Here is a 15,052-nt window from a genome sequence, read left to right on the forward strand (position 1 = left end):
CACGCCATGTCGTTCCATCATGGCCACCCGTCGTGGCCGTCGATTGCCGGATGGCGAAAACCCGCGCCAGCATGACCGAAACGCCTTCACGCGTCCGAACTAGGCCGCGCTGACCAATGAAGAACCTTCAGGGAGGAAAGACCATGTCCATCTCACGCCGCACGATCCTGCAGGGCGCCACTGCCGCCGCCACGATCGGGACCTTCTCGATCGCCCGCGCCCAGACGCCGGAATTCACCTACAAATACGCCAACAACCTGCCGCTGGCGCATCCGATGAACGTGCGCGCCGCCGAGGCGATGGAGAAGATCAAGGCTGAGACCAATGGCCGGGTCGTCATCCAGATCTTCCCGAACAACCAGCTCGGCTCCGACACGGACATGCTGAACCAGGTCCGCTCCGGCGGCGTCGAGTTCTTCACGCTGTCGCCGTTGATCCTGTCGACCCTGGTGCCGAACGCCTCGGTCAGCGGCATCGGCTTCGCCTTTCCGGATTATGACTCCGTCTGGAAGGCGATGGATGGCGAGCTCGGGACTTACGTCCGCGGCCAGATCGCCAAGGCGAATCTGCACGTCCTCGACAAGATCTGGGACAACGGCTTCCGCCAGATGACTTCGTCCAAGGGGGCGATCACGAGCCCTGCCGACCTCAAGGGCTTCAAGATCCGCGTGCCGGTCTCGCCGCTCTGGACCTCGATGTTCAAGGCCTTCGACTCGGCCCCGGCCAGCATCAACTTCGCCGAGGTCTACACCGCCCTGCAGACCAAGATCGTCGACGGCCAGGAGAACCCGCTCGCGATCATCGCGACCGCCAAGCTGTTCGAGGTGCAGAAGTACCTCTCGCTCACCAACCATATGTGGGATGGCTTCTGGTTCCTGGCCAATCGCCGCGCCTGGGACCGTCTGCCGCAGGACCTGCGCACCATCGTCGCCAAGAACATCGACGCCGCCGCCCTCCTTGAGCGCGCCGACGTCGCCAAGCTCAACGCCGGCCTGCAGGCTGAGCTGACCTCGAAGGGCATGGTCATCAACCAGACCAAGGCCGACGAATTCCGCGCTGCACTGCAGAAGGCCGGCTTCTACGGCGAGTGGAAGGGCAAGTACGGCGACGAGGCCTGGGCGATCCTGGAGAAGGCAGTCGGCGGCAAGCTGGCCTGATCGCATCACTTTCGATGCTTCGTTGCGGCGCGCCTTGAAAGGCGCGCCGCAACTGTTTCAGCTGCCCTTCTTCGCCGCCTTGCCCGGCTCGCTGAAATCGAGCTGCTTCTGCAGGCCGAGCTGGACGACGAAGGCCGGCACCGCTTCCAGTCCCGTATCCTTGGTCTTGCGCCAGGCGGCCGAGGCGGTCGCAGTCATGCCGTTGCCGAGGCCGCGCGCATAATCGAGGCCGATGCTCGAGGTGCGCGTCGTCGAGTCGAGCCCGAGATAATCCTCCAGCTTCTGCCGGACGGTGAGCGAAAGTGCGTTCGTGTCGTTGAAGCGCGCGGTGAGCTTGCCCTCGTGCTGGGTCACCAGATTGACCACGGCGAAGGGCAGGGTGGTGTCCTCGACAGTGCGGCCCGATGACAGGTCGAGCGTCAGCCACTCATAGGGAACGCGGAGCTTGGCCGTATAGAGCAGCTTCTTCTCATTCTCGAACTCCTTGTCCGGGAAGACGATCTGCAACGGCGAGAGCGAGACCTCGAACGTCGCTCCCTTGAGTGCTGTCGAGACGAACAGATTGGGCTGCAGCCGGTAGTTGTCGCGGCGCATGCCGAGATAATCGATACCGTTGGTGAAGCGCGTGCTCGATGTCGTGAAGGAGACGCCGATCTCGGTCTCGCCCTGGCGCCAGGCGATACCCGGCGTGATGCCGAGCGTGGCGAGATTCTCGTCCTGCGGCAGGAAATCGCCGTCAGCGAAGACATTGCGCTCGTTCAGCGCGGCAAGCCGCGCCTCGGCATTGGCGAAGAGCCTGAAGGAGCCGAGGCTGAGATTGAGCCGTTCGCGCCAGGTCAGCGCATTACGGCGGCGCGACCATGTCTGCTCGTTCTCGATCGCGAGCGAGGATTGCAGGGTGAGGTTCTCGCCGATCGCGGTGGCGTGCTTCAGCGTCAGCGCATGCGACCGGCTGGCGGCGAGCTGGCGTGGGTCGTACTGGGTGTCGACCAGCAGAAGGTCGAGCCCGTAACCGTCCTGCAGCGTGCCGCGCAGATAATTCCAGCTCGCGAAGCCGGTGAGCGTCGGACTGCCCTTTTCGCCCTTGCTGTTGGTCGGGCTCGAGTCGAGGCCGCCGCGCAGTCCGACCACTGCTGTCGAGGTCACGGTCTCTGTCGCATCCTCTCCCGCGGCAGCAGGAAAGGCGCCAACCGCAATGCAAAAGAGCGCGAAGACTGAGCTTATAGGACGCATGAACATCACCCCTCTCAATCGAAGATAGGTGATCATGCCTAATCGTCAGTTAATATAGCCAAGATTTCGATCGTATAATTAAGAATAGATCTGATAAAATATATGTTTATCTATGGAGCGCATCAGATTGTATTCGAGTGCACGGCGGTTAACGCTAGCAAGTATGGTTAACAATGTGTTCAGGTTGCGATAAAGATGAAATACAACCAAAACGTGCATGTCGCTTCGACACCCGGAGCGAGTGCAGGGAGAGAAAGATGAAATACGCATTTGTTCTTGCCTCGATCGCCGCCTTCTCGGTCAGCCCCGCCTTCGCCGGCGGTCATGGCGGTTCCGGCAAGGGCGGCGGCCTTCTCGGCAACGTCGTCACCAGCGTGGCCTCGGTCACCACTGCCGTCTCCAGCGTCAAGGTGCTCAACAACGTCTCGGTGCTGAGCGGCAACGGCATCCTCAACGGCAACAAGGTCAGCGTCGGCCGCGGCGGCATCGGGATCGGCAATGGCGGGCATGGCTGCGGCTGCAACTGATCCTGCGATGTGACGACCGGCGATCGCACCGGCATGGAGGAAGAGGGGCCTCGGAGCCCCTCTTTTCATGTGTGTGCTCGGAATGTTGCCTACCTGCCGGGCGGTAGGTTAAGTTCGCGCGCGGGAACAGCGGAGCATGATGGCGGCGATGGACAGTTTCGATGCGGTCGGCGGCGGAACGCTCCGCTCGCCCTATTTCGGCGAGGAGCACGAGGCGCTGCGCGACCAGTTGCGCCGCTTCGTCACGAATGAAGTCAAGCCGCACGGGCTCGCCTGGGAAGAGGCCGGCATGGTGCCGCGGCAGGTGCTGGCCCGCATGGGCGAGCTCGGCTTCCTCGGTATCCGCTACCCCGCCGAATATGGCGGCTCCGAGCTCGACACGCTCGCGACCGTGGTGCTCGCCGAGGAGCTCGGCCGCTCGACCTTCTCGGGTTTTGCCATCACCGCGCTGGTCCATACCGACATGGCCTCGGTCCATGTCTTCAATGCCGGCAGCAAGGCGCAGCGCGATCGCTGGATGCCCGATATCGTCGCCGGCAAGGTGATCTGCGCCATCGCCGTCACCGAGCCCGACGCCGGCTCCGACGTGAAGGGCATCCGCACCACCGCCCGGCGCGACGGCGACAGCTACGTGCTGAACGGCGCCAAGATGTTCATCACCAACGGCGTCCATGCCGATCTCTACTGCGTCGCCGCCAAGACCGATCCCTCGGGCAAGCCGTCGCAGTCGGTCTCGATGTTCCTGATCGAGAAGGACACGCCCGGCTTCCGCGTCAGCCGCGCCCTCGACAAGCATGGCTGGCGTTCCTCCGACACGGCCGAGCTGGTCTTCGAGGAGTGCCGGATTCCGGCCGAGAACTTGCTCGGCGGCGAGGGCCGTGGCTTCTACGCGATCATGCGCAATTTCCAGAACGAGCGCACCGTGATCGGCGCCATGGCGATGGGCGAGGCGCAGGCCGCGATCGAACTGACGGTCGATTATGTCCGCACCCGCACGGCCTTCGGCGCCCCGCTCTGGCAGAAGCAGGCGATCCGCCAGAAGCTCGCCATGCTCGCAGGCAAGGTCGAGGCCGGGCGTCAGCTCGTCCACCATGCTGCCTGGCTCGACGCCAAGGGCTTCGATGCGACGCGCGAGGTCTCGATGGTCAAGGCCTACTGCGGCGAGCTGGTGAACGAAGTGATGTACGCCTGCGTCCAGTTCCATGGCGGCATGGGCTTCATGCGCGAGAGCGCGATCGAGCGCATGGCCCGCGACGCGCGCGTCCAGGCGATCGGCGGTGGCGCCACCGAGGTCATGCTCGAAGAGGTGGCGAAGCGGCTGTGACGGTCGTGACCGGACGCGCCGAGCGGGCAGAGCTGGAGGGCGGCGCGCGCCGCCTGATCCTCGACCATGCGGCGCGCCTGCTGCGCAGCAATGGCTATCACCAGACCAGCCTGCGCGAGATCGCCGAAGCGGTCGGGATCCGCAAGGCCAGCCTCTATCATCACTTCCGTTCGAAGGAGGAGATCGTCGAGGCGGTGGTCAATGACGGCGTCGGCTTCGTCCATGACGCTGTGCTCGCCGCTCTGGACGCGACCGGCAAAGCCGATATGCGTCGCCGGCTCGAGGCGGCGATCGCGGCGCATCTATCCGCCCTGCACGGCCATTCCGACTACACCTGCGCCAGCGTCAAGGTCTTCAGCTTCGGCGAGAACCCCACACCCGAGAGCGTGCGCGCTACCCGCCGCGCCTATGACGATCTCTGGCGAAGGCTGGTCGAGGAGCTTGCCGGCGCTGGCGTCCTGACCACCGGCATCGCGCCCGAACGGCTGCGGCTCTTCCTGCTCGGGGCGATGAACGGCTCGGTCGATTGGTATCGCGAGGGGCGTTTCGATATCGCACAACTTGCCGGCGAGCTCGCGGCACTCGTCGCGCCTTAGGATGCTGATCGCCGGTTCGCTTTAACCTGGCCTTGACCGCTGCCGAACGAGTGTACGGCATGACACGCGACGGCCTGTTTCGATTTGGTGGCGAATTCCGGGATTCCGTCCGCGAGGCGGCGTTCCGCGATGCGCGCTTCGGCGAGACGCTGCGGCAATGTCGGCTGATCTTCCTGATCTCGGCTGTCCTCAACACGCTCTTCCTCGCCAGCGACTGGCGCTTCCACGGCACGCCGCACTTCTTCGTTGCCGTGCCGGCGCGCCTGACGGTCGTCCTTGCCTCGCTCCTCTGCTTTGCGCTGGTGCGCAAGGCGACGCACGTCTCGCAAGCGCAAGGCGTGCTGATCGGCTGGGAGGTCTCGACCGCGCTGATGGTCGCGCTCTTGGTGTCGTCGCGGAGCGATCTTGCCCTCTTCGTCGTGCTGATGCTGCCGTCGATCTTCTATCTGGTCGCGCCGACAATCTTCCGCTGGACGCTTGTCATGGGGCTCGGCTGCAGCGCGCTGATGCTCGCCGGATATCTCGGCAATGGGCCACTGCCCTCGACGCTGCCCGGCCTGATCCTCGTCCTGGTCATGCTCAATTTCGCGCTCGGGCTGGTCGTCGTCCATGGCAACCGGCTGCGCCGGCTCGAATGGGCGGCGACGCAGGCCGAGCGCCAGGCCAAGGACGAGCTCGGCGCCAGCCAGGCGATGATCGAGCGCATCTTCATGGCGGTGCCGATCCCGCTCATCGTCACCTCGCGCGGCGACGGCCGTTTCCTGCGCGGCAACGATGCGGCCAAGCGCTATTTCGGCGACGAGGTCACGCAGGCGCAGGTCCAGGACGTCCTGCTCGATGGCGGCAATCGCCGCGTCATTGCCCGTCTGCTGAAGGACCACGAGCAGATCGAAGGCCATGAGGCGCAAGTCCGCGATGGCAGCGGCGCCGTCCGCGATGTGCTGATCACCGCCACGACATTGCCGATCGGCGAGAACCCGGCCGTCGTCGCCGGCATCGTCGACATCACCGATCGCAAGGCGGCCGAGGCTCGGACCCGCCGCCAGGCGACGCATGACGCGCTGACCGAGCTGCCGAACCGTTTGCTCTTCAACGAGCGGATGCAGCAGGCCCTGGCGCGGATGGCCAGCAAGGGCGGGGCAGTTTGCCTCTTCCTGATCGATCTCGACGACTTCAAGTCGATCAACGACACGCTCGGCCATGACGCCGGCGACGCGCTGCTGATCGAAGCGGCGAAGCGACTCGCCGCCGCGATCGGCCCGGACGAGTTGGTCGCTCGGCTCGGCGGCGACGAGTTCGTCGTGCTCTCGACGCAGCGGCTGACGGGGTTCCAGGCGCTGACTCGGGGCGAGGCGTTGATCGAGGTGCTACGCCAGCCCTGCGAGCATGCCGGCCAGATGATCGCGACGCGGGCGAGTCTCGGCATCGCGCTCGCGCCCGAGCATGATCGCGACGGCGTCGAATTGATGAAGGACGCCGATCTCGCGCTCTACCGGGCCAAGGCGAACGGCCGCAACATGGCGATCATCTACGAGCCGGCGATGCGGGCGGCGATGGCGCGCCGCGTCGCGGTCTGCCAGGGGCTGGCCGGCGCGCTGAAGGACGAGCGGATTCTGCCCTATTACCAGCCGCAAGTCGCGGTCGACACCGGCCGGGTCGTCGGCTTCGAGGCTCTGGCGCGCTGGCGTCATTCCGAGCGCGGGATCATCCCGGCCGCCGCCTTCCAGGAAGGTTTCCAGGATCCCGAGATCGCCGCCGGGATCAGCGACGCGATCATCGCGGCCGTGGTGAGCGATCTGCGCCGCTGGCTCGATGGCGGGCTCGATGTCGGCCATGTCTGCGTCAACCTCGCGGCCAGCGTCTTCCGCGACCCGGCGCTGCCGGAGCGCCTGCTCAGCCAGCTCGCCGCGGCTGGAGTGCCGGCCAGCTATTTCGGCGTCGAGGTCACCGAGACGGTGCTGCTCACCCGCAATGCCGACGAGGCCGAGCGCACGCTGAAGACCCTGCGCGCCGCTGGCCTGCGCGTCGCGCTCGACGATTTCGGCACCGGCTACGCCTCGCTCACTCATCTCAAGCGCTTCCAGGTCGATGCGCTCAAGATCGACCGCGGCTTCGTCAGTCACGTCACCGAGAATGGCGGCGATGCGGCGATCGTGCGAGCGCTGCTCCGGCTCGCCGCGGATCTGCGCCTCGACGTCATTGCCGAGGGTGTCGAGACCGCCGAGCAGGAGGCCTTCCTGAAGGAGCAGGGTTGCCGCTTCGCGCAAGGCTATCGTTACGCCAAGCCTGCCCCCGCCGGCCGCGTGCCCTGGCTGCTGCAGCTGCCGGACCTGCTGCCCAAGGGCGACGCCATGCACGGGGATAGTGCCGCCGCCTGATCTGGCGCACTGGTCGCAGCAGGATTTTCGTGGCGCTATGCCGGCTCTAGAGCATTTTCGAGCGAAGTGGACACCAGTTCGCGTGAAGAAAATGCGACAAGACAGAGACTTAGATCATTTCCGCGATTCGAAGAAACGCGGAAATGATCTAGCGACCGGAGCCTTGCATGCGCGCCTTCTATCATCCCGACCAGTCCAAGCACGATCCGCAGCAATATATGCGCTTCGGCAAGATCGTCGCGCCGAAGGACCTGCCGGAACGGACCGAGCGACTGCTCGCCGCGCTCGCCAAGCACGGCGTCATGCCCGAGCGCTCGGCCGAGCACGGCACGGCGCCGATTCTCGCGGTGCATGACGAGGGCTTCGTCCGCTTCCTGGAGGGGCTGTGGCAGCGCTGGCTCGCTCTGCCCGAGCGCGGGCCGGAGGCCTGGCCCAACACCTTCCCCTATTGGAGCGGCCGGACAGATGAGGATGTCCGCCCACCCTGCCGGCCGACCGGGATCATGGGCCAGCTCGGCTGGTATCTCGGAGACCTCTCCGTGCCGGTCGGCGAGCATTGCTGGCTCTCGACCCTGCGCTCGGCCGAGACGGCGGTCTCGGGCGCCGATGCGGTCCTTGACGGCGAGCGTGCCGTCTATTCGCTTTGTCGTCCCTCGGGCCATCATGCCCGCGCCGACCGCGCCACCGGCTTCTGCTATCTCAATAACAGCGCGATTGCTGCGCAGCGCCTGCGCTCGAAATTCGGCAAGGTCGCGATCCTCGATGTCGATGCCCATCACGGTGACGGCACCCAGCAGATCTTCTATCGCCGCAACGACGTGCTGACGATCTCGGTCCATGCCGATCCGGCGGACTACTACCCCTTCTTCACCGGCTATGCGGACGAGCGCGGTAACGGCCCAGGCGAGGGCTTCAATCTCAACCTGCCGCTCGCCCATGGTGCCGGCGGCGCCGAGATGGAAGCGGCGGTCGATCGCGCCGGTCGCGCCATCCGCGAGTTCGGCGCTGAAGCCCTGGTGATCGCGCTCGGTTACGACGCCCACAAGGACGACCCGATCGGCGTGCTCAAGCTCGACGCCGCCGATTTCGGCACGATCGGCGAGCGGGTGAAGGCGCTCGGCCTGCCGACGCTGGTGGTGCAGGAAGGCGGCTATGCGATCGAGGCGATCGGCGATTGCCTCGATGCGTTCCTGGGTGGGTTCAAGGGATAGCTTCCTTCTCCCACCCATCTCGGGCTTGCCCGAGATGGGCACTCTGGGCGGTGCATGTCGGAAAAATCCGACATGCACCGGGGAGAAGGTCCCGGCAGGGGGATGAGGGCGCTTCGACCGGGTGAGACGAAAAAAGGGCCGCCTACGCGACCCTTCCCTCATCCGTCAGCGCTTCGCGCTGCCACCTTCTCCCCGACGGCAGAAGGAAGATCCGGCTACTCCGCCGCCTCGCGGCGCGGCAGCACCCAGTCCGGGCGGACCCAGTGGCAGGTGTAGCCGGCCGGATAGCGCTCCAGATAATCCTGGTGCTCCGGCTCGGCCTCCCAGAAATCGCCTTCAGGCTTTACCTCGGTGGTCACGCGGCCGGGCCAGCGGCCCGACGCGTTCACCTCGGCTATGACCTCCTCGGCGATCTGCTTCTGCGTCTCGTCGACATAGTAGATGCCCGAGCGATAGCTGGTGCCGAGGTCGTTGCCCTGGCGGTTCAGCGTCGTCGGGTCATGGATCTGGAAGAAGAACTCCACCAACTGCCGATAGCCGATCTTGCCGGGATCGAAGGTGATCTCGATACCCTCGGCATGGGTCCCGTGATTGCGATAGGTCGCATTCTTCACGTCGCCGCCGGTGTAGCCGACCCGGGTCGTCTCGACGCCGGGGAGCTTGCGGATCAGGTCCTGCATGCCCCAGAAGCAACCGCCTGCGAGTACAGCACGTTCCGTCATGTCAAACCTCCTTGATCCCGGCGAGATAAGCATCGAAGCCTGAGTTCGCCATGTCGGTGCGTTTGGTTACGCTTGGCAACGCCTTCATCGGGAGGGCGGCTAGATCACCGCTTCGATCAGGAATGGCCCCTTGCGGCCGAGCGCGCCCTTGAACAGCCTGGCGAACTCCTCTGCCGTCGTGGCGCGGCCGGCCTCGACGCCCATGCCTTTCGCCATCGAGACCCAGTCGAGCGCCGGCTCATCGATATTGAGCATCAGCTTGGCGTTGCGGCCGAAATCGTTGACGCCGACATTGCGCATCTCGCCGTGCAGGATCGCATAGGTCCGGTTGGCGAAGACCACGGTGACGACGTCGAGATTCTCGCGCGCCTGCGTCCACAGGCCCTGCACCGTGTACATGCCGGAGCCGTCGGCCTGCATGCCGATGACCTTGCGGTCGGGGCAGGCGACCGCCGCGCCGATACAGAGCGGAATGCCTTCGCCGATCGAGCCGCCGGTGAGCTGGATATAGTCGTGCTGCGGCGCGCCATGGCAGTCGTAATAGAAGCTGCGGCCCGACGAGACCGACTCGTCGCAGATGATCGCGTTCTCCGGCAGCAGCCGGGTGACGATGGCGCAGACCTTGTCGGCGTCGAGCGCGCCGGCCGGTAGCGCGCTGTCGGTTTTCTGCGGCGCGGCGATGAAGGTGGGTGGCGTCGCCCGTGCGGAGAGCTCGTCGGCCAGTGCCTCGATCGCACCCGGCAGGTCGTCGCCCGGCACGGCCAATTGTTCGACCTGGCAGTTCTCGTGCACCAGCCGGCCCGGCTTGCCGGGATAGGCGAAAAAGCCGACCGGCACCTGGGCACCGATCAGCACCAGCAGGTCGATGTCCTTGAGCTGCTGCAGAGCCATGTCGATCGGATAGAACACTTTCGGGATCGCGACACGGCCGGCACCGCGCTCGATCCGGCCGTTCGACATCTGCGAGAAGATCTGCGCGCCGGTCGCGGCGCAGATGCGCGCTGCCATGTTCATCGGCCCCTCGCGCAGCGCCGAACCGGTCAGCATGATCGCCCCGCGCGAGCCGTGCTTGCGCAGCAGGCCGGCGACCGCGCGGATCTGGGCCGCGTCGACCTGCCTGGGCGCGGGCACTGGCGTCCGCTTCAGCTCCGCCGGCTCGACGCTGCCCCAGGCGCAATCGGCCGGCAGGATCACGGTGGTGACGCCGGGTAATGAAAGCGAGGCGGCGTAAGCCTCGCCGATCGCCGGGCCGACATCCTCAGGCGAGGTGATGCGGCGCACGAACTGCGACATCGGCCGGGCCAGGCTCTCGATGTCGCTGGTCAGCGGCGCGTCGTGCTGGAGATGATAGGTCGCATGGTCGCCGACGACGTTGATCATCGGAGTATAGGCGCGCCTGGCATTGTGCATGTTGGCGAGTGCGTTCGCCATGCCGGGCCCGCAATGCAGCAGCGTCGCCGCCGGTTTGTCGGCCATGCGGGCATAGCCGTCGGCAGCGCCGGTGACCACGCCCTCGAACAGGCCAAGCACGCAGCGCATCTGCGGCTTGCGGTCGAGCGCCGCGACGAAGTGCATTTCGGAGGTGCCGGGATTGGCGAAGCAGACATCGACATCGTTGACCAGCAGCGTGTCGCACAGGCGGTCGGCGCCATTCATCCGGGAAAACCTCTCGATAGCCAAGGGCGCCTCGCGCCGATGCTGCCGAGGGGACGGGATCGCCGCGGGAGTGTCAAACAAGAGAATGTCATTGCTTTCCCAAGCGGCGGTGATCAGCGCGTGCTCCGCTCGGCCGGGATCGGCCGGGCGAGCAGAGTTCGCGCAGAGCCAATAAGCGCAGCGCCTTGACCGGTTTGCATATGCATTTAACGTGATTTGGAACGAAGCTTGCTTTATGGGCGCGATCGGGCTGCGTTGGCCGGGGTGTCCGCTGCAGGCGGGAACAAGTGGGGAAGGGTTCGTCATGACTGGTTTGAAGCGTATCGGGATGCTGGCCGGGATCGGTCTTGCAGCCCTCATGACCGCCGGTGGCGCGCAGGCGCAGACCAAGGTCGCCATCGGCATTTCCGGCTGGACCGGCTTCGCGCCGCTGGTGCTCGCCAAGGAAGCCGGCATCTTCGCCAAGAACGGCCTCGACGTCACGATCCAGAAGATCCCGCAGAAGGACCGCCATCTCGCCATGGCCTCCGGCGCCATCCAGTGCGCCGCGACCACGGTCGAGACCTGGATCGTCTGGGACGCCGCCGGGATCAAGACCAAGCAGATCTTCCAGCTCGACAAGAGCTACGGCGCCGATGGCATGGCCGTGCGCGGCTCGACCAGCTCGATCAAGGACCTGAAGGGCAAGACGGTTGCGGCCTCTGCGCCCGGCACCTCACCCTATTTCGCCCTCGCCTGGATCCTCAAGGAGAACGGCATGTCGGTGAAGGATGTCAGCGTGGTCAACATGGAGCCGGGCCCGGCGGCGCAGGCCTTCATCGCCGGCCAGAACGACGCCGCCATGACCTATGAGCCCTATCTCTCGGCCGTGCGCGAGAAGACCGAGGCCGGCAAGATCATCGCCACGACGCTCGACTATCCGATGGTGATGGACACCTTCGGCTGCACGCCGAAATTCCTCGCCGAGAACGACGCGGCCGCCGTCGCGCTGACCAAGAGCTATTTCGAGGCGCTGGAGCTGATCAAGGCCGATCAGGCCAAGGCCTATGGCATCATGGGCGCAGATGTGAAGCAGACCGGCGAGCAATTCGGCAAGTCGGCCGGCTATCTGCGCTGGTCGGACGCCGCCGGTAACAAGGCTTTCTTCTCGGGTGAATGGCAGGCCTTCACCACCAAGGCGGCCGAGCTGCTGCTGGAGATCGGCCTGATCAAGGCCAAGCCCGAGATCAGCACGCTGGTCGAGACCAAGTACGTCGCCGGCAAGTGAGCGATGACGTCCTGCCGGATGTGCTGACCACTGGCCTGCGTGTCGTGTTCTGCGGCACGCAGGCTGGAGCGGTCTCCGCCCGGCGGGGCGCCTATTATGCCGGCCCCGGCAACAAGTTCTGGAAGACCCTGTTCGAGACCGGGCTGATCTCGCAGCCGCTCGGGCCCATGGATTTCCGGGAGCTGCCGCGATACGGCATCGGCTTCACCGATGTCGCGAAGGGGACGTCCGGACCCGACACGGCGCTGATGCGGCACCATGTCGATAGCGCCGGCTTCCTGGCCAAGATGCGCGACTACGCTCCGGCGATCGTCGCGTTCAACGGCAAGCGTGCCGCGCAGGCTGTGTTGGAAGAGGAGAAGGGCCGCAGGCTCGCCTACGGCCTCCAGCCGTCTCCCCTTGCAGGCAGTCGCGTCTTCATCTTGCCCTCTACCTCCGGGGCGGCCTCCGGCTTTTGGTCTATCGAGCCCTGGCGTGAACTCGCCGCCCTCGTGAAGGAAACAAGTTTCTGACGATGAAACCACTCCAGCCTGTCTCCGCCGGCGCCCGCGTCGGCTACGGCATCGCCTTTTTCGCGCTCTTCGTCGTCGTCTGGTCGGTCGCGACCTTCGGCGGCTATGTGCAGAAGCTCTTCCTCGCCGATCCCCTGACCATGGTCGGCGAAGGCTGGAACCTGCTCGTCAACCACGGCTTCCTGTTCGACATCGGTATGACGATCTGGCGGGTGCTGGGCGGCTTCGTTCTGGCTGTGATCCTGGCGCTGCCACTCGGCATCCTGATGGGTGCCTACAAGCCGGTCGAGGCTTTCCTCGAGCCCTTCGTCTCCTTCGCGCGCTATCTGCCGGCCTCGGCTTTCATCCCGCTGCTGATCCTCTGGGCCGGCATCGGCGAGACGCAGAAGCTGCTCGTCATCTTTATCGGCTCGTTCTTCCAGCTCGTGCTGATGATCGCGGTCGCCGTCGGCGGCATCCGGCGCGATCTGGTCGATGCGGCCTATACGCTGGGCGCCAGCGATTCCTCGGTGGTGCGTCGCGTGCTCCTGCCCAATGCCGCGCCGGAGATCGCCGAGATCTTCCGTCTCGTCCTCGGCTGGGCCTGGACCTATGTCATCGTCGCGGAATTGATCGGCTCCTCCTCCGGCATCGGCCACATGATCACCGACAGCCAGGCGCTCCTGAACACCGGGCAGATCATCTTCGGTATCATCATCATCGGCCTGATCGGCCTGATCTCCGATTTCCTCTTCAAGGCGATCAACCAGCGCCTGTTTCCGTGGGCGCAGGCATGAGCAAGCTTCTGATCGACCAGGTCGGCAAGGTCTTCCCGGCTAGAGGCAAGGGCCAGCCGACGCGCGCGCTGATGCCGACCTCGCTCACTGTCGCCGACAATGATTTCATCACCATCCTTGGCCCCTCAGGCTGTGGGAAGTCGACGCTGCTGCGCATCATCGGCGGGCTGGAGACGGCAAGCGAAGGCAAGATCCTGCTCGATGGCGCTCCCGTCACGGGGCCGGGCGCCGATCGCGGCTTCGTCTTCCAGAGCTATACGCTCTTCCCCTGGCTGAGCGTGGTGCAGAACATCGCCTTCGGCCTGCGCGAGAAGGGCGTGCCGGAGCGCGAGCGTCTCGACATCGCCCGCAAATGGGCCGAGCGCGTTGGGCTTTCCGGCTTCGTCGACCATTTCCCCAAGCAGCTCTCCGGCGGCATGCAGCAGCGCACCGCGATCGCCCGCGCGCTCGCCAATGATCCAAAAATCCTGCTGCTCGACGAGCCCTTCGGCGCGCTCGACAATCAGACCCGCGCTTTGATGCAGGAAATGCTGCTCGGCATCTGGGAGCGCGAACAGAAGACCGTGCTCTTCGTCACCCACGACATCGAGGAGGCCATCTTCGTCGGCTCGCGCGTCGTGGTGATGAGCGCAAGGCCCGGCCGGATCAAGGCCGACATTCCGGTCGAGCTGCCGCACCCCCGGCCCTACACGATCAAGACCACGCCGGAATTCGTCGCGCTGAAGGAGCGGTTGGTCGAGGAGATCCGGGTCGAGGCCGTGCTCGCGGCCGAGGGGCATTGACGGCGTAGGCCACCATACCGGTTGACTCCGCGCCGGTATGGTGGTTCCTTCCTCGCGAAATTGGCCTGACCACATGGCCAAATCGATGCCGTCCGAAACGGATGGCACAGGGAAGGGTCCGGGAGCTGATGCCGCTCGCAGTCGTCGAGTCGCCACGTCTGTATCGGCAGATCGCCGATCAGTTGCGCCATCTCATCGACCAGCATGAATTTCCGGTCGGCAGCCGCCTGCCGCCCGAACGCGAGCTCGCGGAGAAGCTCGGCGTCTCCCGCCCGTCTGTGCGTGAGGCCCTGATCGCGCTCGAGGTTGAAGGCCGCGTGCGTATCCGCATGGGCTCGGGCGTCTATGTCGTCGATCCCGCCCAGGCCGCAGCGCACCTCGCCGGGGCCGGCTTTCCCGTCGAGGGGCCGTTCGAGGTACTCGCCGCGCGCCGGTTGGTCGAGGGGGCGATGGCGGCCGAGGCGGCAGGGCAGGCGACGCCCGCGCAATTGGCCGGGCTCGCCGGCATCCTCGACCAGATGGAGCAGCCCGGTTTGCCGGCCGAGCAGCTGATCGCGCTCGACCGCGCCTTCCATGTCGAGATCGCCGCGATGCTGGGGAACACCGTGCTCGTGCGCTGCGTCGGCGAGCTCTTCGACCAGCGTATGAGCCCGTATTTCCGCCAGCTTGCGCAGTATTTCGAGAACGAGGACTCGTGGCGCTCGGCAGCGCGCGAGCATCGCGCCATCCATGCGGCGCTCGCCAACGGTGATCCCGAGGCGGCGCGGGCGGCGATGTGCGCCCATCTCCAAGCCTCGCAGGAGCGCTTTTCGCAGAGCTTCGGTGACGTCGACATCAAGCGGGCAGGCGAGCGTCAGCGCCGGCCACGCCCGATCAAATGACGCAAGGCCAGACCTTATTCGTGACCTTCA

General features: G+C 65.6%; 14 protein-coding genes. 11 read left to right on the plus strand and 3 right to left on the minus strand.

Annotation, left to right across the window (positions count from 1 at the left end; translation table 11 throughout):
- Positions 1-143 precede the first annotated feature (143 nt).
- Positions 144-1,157, plus strand: coding sequence for a TRAP transporter substrate-binding protein (locus GV161_RS16575; RefSeq protein WP_152016738.1), 1,014 nt, complete (start codon positions 144-146; stop codon positions 1,155-1,157).
- 57 nt (positions 1,158-1,214) lie between these two features.
- Here the strand turns inward: GV161_RS16575 and GV161_RS16580 are convergent, their stop codons facing one another.
- On the minus strand, positions 1,215-2,303 hold the full coding sequence (locus tag GV161_RS16580; protein ID WP_152016739.1) for a hypothetical protein: 1,089 nt from the start codon (positions 2,301-2,303) through the stop codon (positions 1,215-1,217).
- Positions 2,304-2,647: 344 nt separating this feature from the next.
- Between GV161_RS16580 and GV161_RS16585 the strand changes: the two genes are divergently transcribed.
- The 5 genes from GV161_RS16585 (at position 2,648) to GV161_RS16605 (ending at position 8,426) form a co-directional block, all read left to right on the plus strand.
- Positions 2,648-2,917, plus strand: coding sequence for a hypothetical protein (locus tag GV161_RS16585; RefSeq protein WP_152016740.1), 270 nt, complete (start codon positions 2,648-2,650; stop codon positions 2,915-2,917).
- 148 nt (positions 2,918-3,065) lie between these two features.
- A complete protein-coding gene (locus tag GV161_RS16590; RefSeq protein ID WP_152016741.1) occupies positions 3,066-4,241 on the plus strand; it encodes an acyl-CoA dehydrogenase family protein in 1,176 nt (391 codons plus the stop codon).
- Positions 4,238-4,837 carry a TetR/AcrR family transcriptional regulator gene (locus GV161_RS31350; protein WP_152016742.1) on the plus strand — a complete coding sequence of 200 codons (600 nt, stop codon included), beginning with the start codon at positions 4,238-4,240 and terminating at the stop codon, positions 4,835-4,837. The genes GV161_RS16590 and GV161_RS31350 overlap by 4 nt, the downstream gene beginning before the upstream one ends.
- Positions 4,838-4,896: 59 nt before the next feature.
- Positions 4,897-7,215: an EAL domain-containing protein gene (locus GV161_RS16600; RefSeq protein ID WP_152016743.1), complete on the plus strand. Its 2,319-nt coding sequence runs from the start codon at positions 4,897-4,899 to the stop codon at positions 7,213-7,215.
- Between the two features lie 167 nt (positions 7,216-7,382).
- The gene (locus GV161_RS16605; protein ID WP_152016744.1) at positions 7,383-8,426 is read left to right on the plus strand and encodes a histone deacetylase family protein; all 1,044 of its coding nucleotides are present in this window, start codon (positions 7,383-7,385) and stop codon (positions 8,424-8,426) included.
- 215 nt (positions 8,427-8,641) lie between these two features.
- Here GV161_RS16605 and msrA read toward each other — a convergent pair whose 3' ends face one another.
- Together msrA and GV161_RS16615 are read right to left on the minus strand one after the other, a co-directional pair.
- Positions 8,642-9,148: a peptide-methionine (S)-S-oxide reductase MsrA gene (msrA, locus tag GV161_RS16610; protein WP_152016745.1), complete on the minus strand. Its 507-nt coding sequence runs from the start codon at positions 9,146-9,148 to the stop codon at positions 8,642-8,644.
- Between the two features lie 99 nt (positions 9,149-9,247).
- Positions 9,248-10,804 carry an acetolactate synthase large subunit gene (locus GV161_RS16615; protein ID WP_152016746.1) on the minus strand — a complete coding sequence of 519 codons (1,557 nt, stop codon included), beginning with the start codon at positions 10,802-10,804 and terminating at the stop codon, positions 9,248-9,250.
- Between the two features lie 328 nt (positions 10,805-11,132).
- Between GV161_RS16615 and GV161_RS16620 the strand changes: the two genes are divergently transcribed.
- The 5 genes from GV161_RS16620 to GV161_RS16640 all read left to right on the plus strand — a co-directional run bounded on the left by GV161_RS16620 (position 11,133) and on the right by GV161_RS16640 (position 15,022).
- The gene (locus GV161_RS16620) at positions 11,133-12,071 is read left to right on the plus strand and encodes an ABC transporter substrate-binding protein (RefSeq protein WP_152017490.1); all 939 of its coding nucleotides are present in this window, start codon (positions 11,133-11,135) and stop codon (positions 12,069-12,071) included.
- Entirely contained in the window at positions 12,068-12,583 is a 516-nt protein-coding gene (locus tag GV161_RS16625; protein ID WP_244624239.1) for a mismatch-specific DNA-glycosylase, read from the plus strand. The genes GV161_RS16620 and GV161_RS16625 overlap by 4 nt, the downstream gene beginning before the upstream one ends.
- A 2-nt stretch (positions 12,584-12,585) precedes the next feature.
- Positions 12,586-13,359 (plus strand): ABC transporter permease, encoded by a 774-nt coding sequence (locus GV161_RS16630; protein ID WP_152016748.1) that lies wholly within the window; start codon positions 12,586-12,588, stop codon positions 13,357-13,359.
- Positions 13,356-14,141, plus strand: a complete 786-nt coding sequence (locus tag GV161_RS16635) for an ABC transporter ATP-binding protein (protein ID WP_193219586.1) — start codon at positions 13,356-13,358, stop codon at positions 14,139-14,141. The genes GV161_RS16630 and GV161_RS16635 overlap by 4 nt, the downstream gene beginning before the upstream one ends.
- Before the next feature lie 128 nt (positions 14,142-14,269).
- Complete coding sequence (locus tag GV161_RS16640) at positions 14,270-15,022, plus strand: FadR/GntR family transcriptional regulator (RefSeq protein WP_152016750.1); 753 nt, start codon at positions 14,270-14,272, stop codon at positions 15,020-15,022.
- Positions 15,023-15,052: the final 30 nt, after the last annotated feature.

Origin of the sequence: Bosea sp. 29B, assembly GCF_902506165.1 — a bacterium.
In the GTDB taxonomy this organism is placed as follows: Bacteria; Pseudomonadota; Alphaproteobacteria; order Rhizobiales; family Beijerinckiaceae; genus Allobosea.

Bases quoted from the DNA above. Each gene is read 5' to 3' on its own strand.
- GV161_RS16620 (WP_152017490.1), top strand. From the start codon at position 11,133: ATGCTGGCCGGGATCGGTCTTGCAGCCCTCATGACCGCCGGTGGCGCG.
- GV161_RS16585 (WP_152016740.1), top strand. From the start codon at position 2,648: ATGAAATACGCATTTGTTCTTGCCTCGATCGCCGCCTTCTCGGTCAGC.
- GV161_RS16605 (WP_152016744.1), top strand. From the start codon at position 7,383: ATGCGCGCCTTCTATCATCCCGACCAGTCCAAGCACGATCCGCAGCAA.
- GV161_RS16590 (WP_152016741.1), top strand. From the start codon at position 3,066: ATGGACAGTTTCGATGCGGTCGGCGGCGGAACGCTCCGCTCGCCCTAT.
- GV161_RS16635 (WP_193219586.1), top strand. From the start codon at position 13,356: ATGAGCAAGCTTCTGATCGACCAGGTCGGCAAGGTCTTCCCGGCTAGA.
- GV161_RS16600 (WP_152016743.1), top strand. From the start codon at position 4,897: ATGACACGCGACGGCCTGTTTCGATTTGGTGGCGAATTCCGGGATTCC.
- msrA (WP_152016745.1), bottom strand. From the start codon at position 9,148: ATGACGGAACGTGCTGTACTCGCAGGCGGTTGCTTCTGGGGCATGCAG.
- GV161_RS16630 (WP_152016748.1), top strand. From the start codon at position 12,586: ATGAAACCACTCCAGCCTGTCTCCGCCGGCGCCCGCGTCGGCTACGGC.
- GV161_RS16640 (WP_152016750.1), top strand. From the start codon at position 14,270: ATGCCGCTCGCAGTCGTCGAGTCGCCACGTCTGTATCGGCAGATCGCC.
- GV161_RS16615 (WP_152016746.1), bottom strand. From the start codon at position 10,804: ATGAATGGCGCCGACCGCCTGTGCGACACGCTGCTGGTCAACGATGTC.
- GV161_RS16575 (WP_152016738.1), top strand. From the start codon at position 144: ATGTCCATCTCACGCCGCACGATCCTGCAGGGCGCCACTGCCGCCGCC.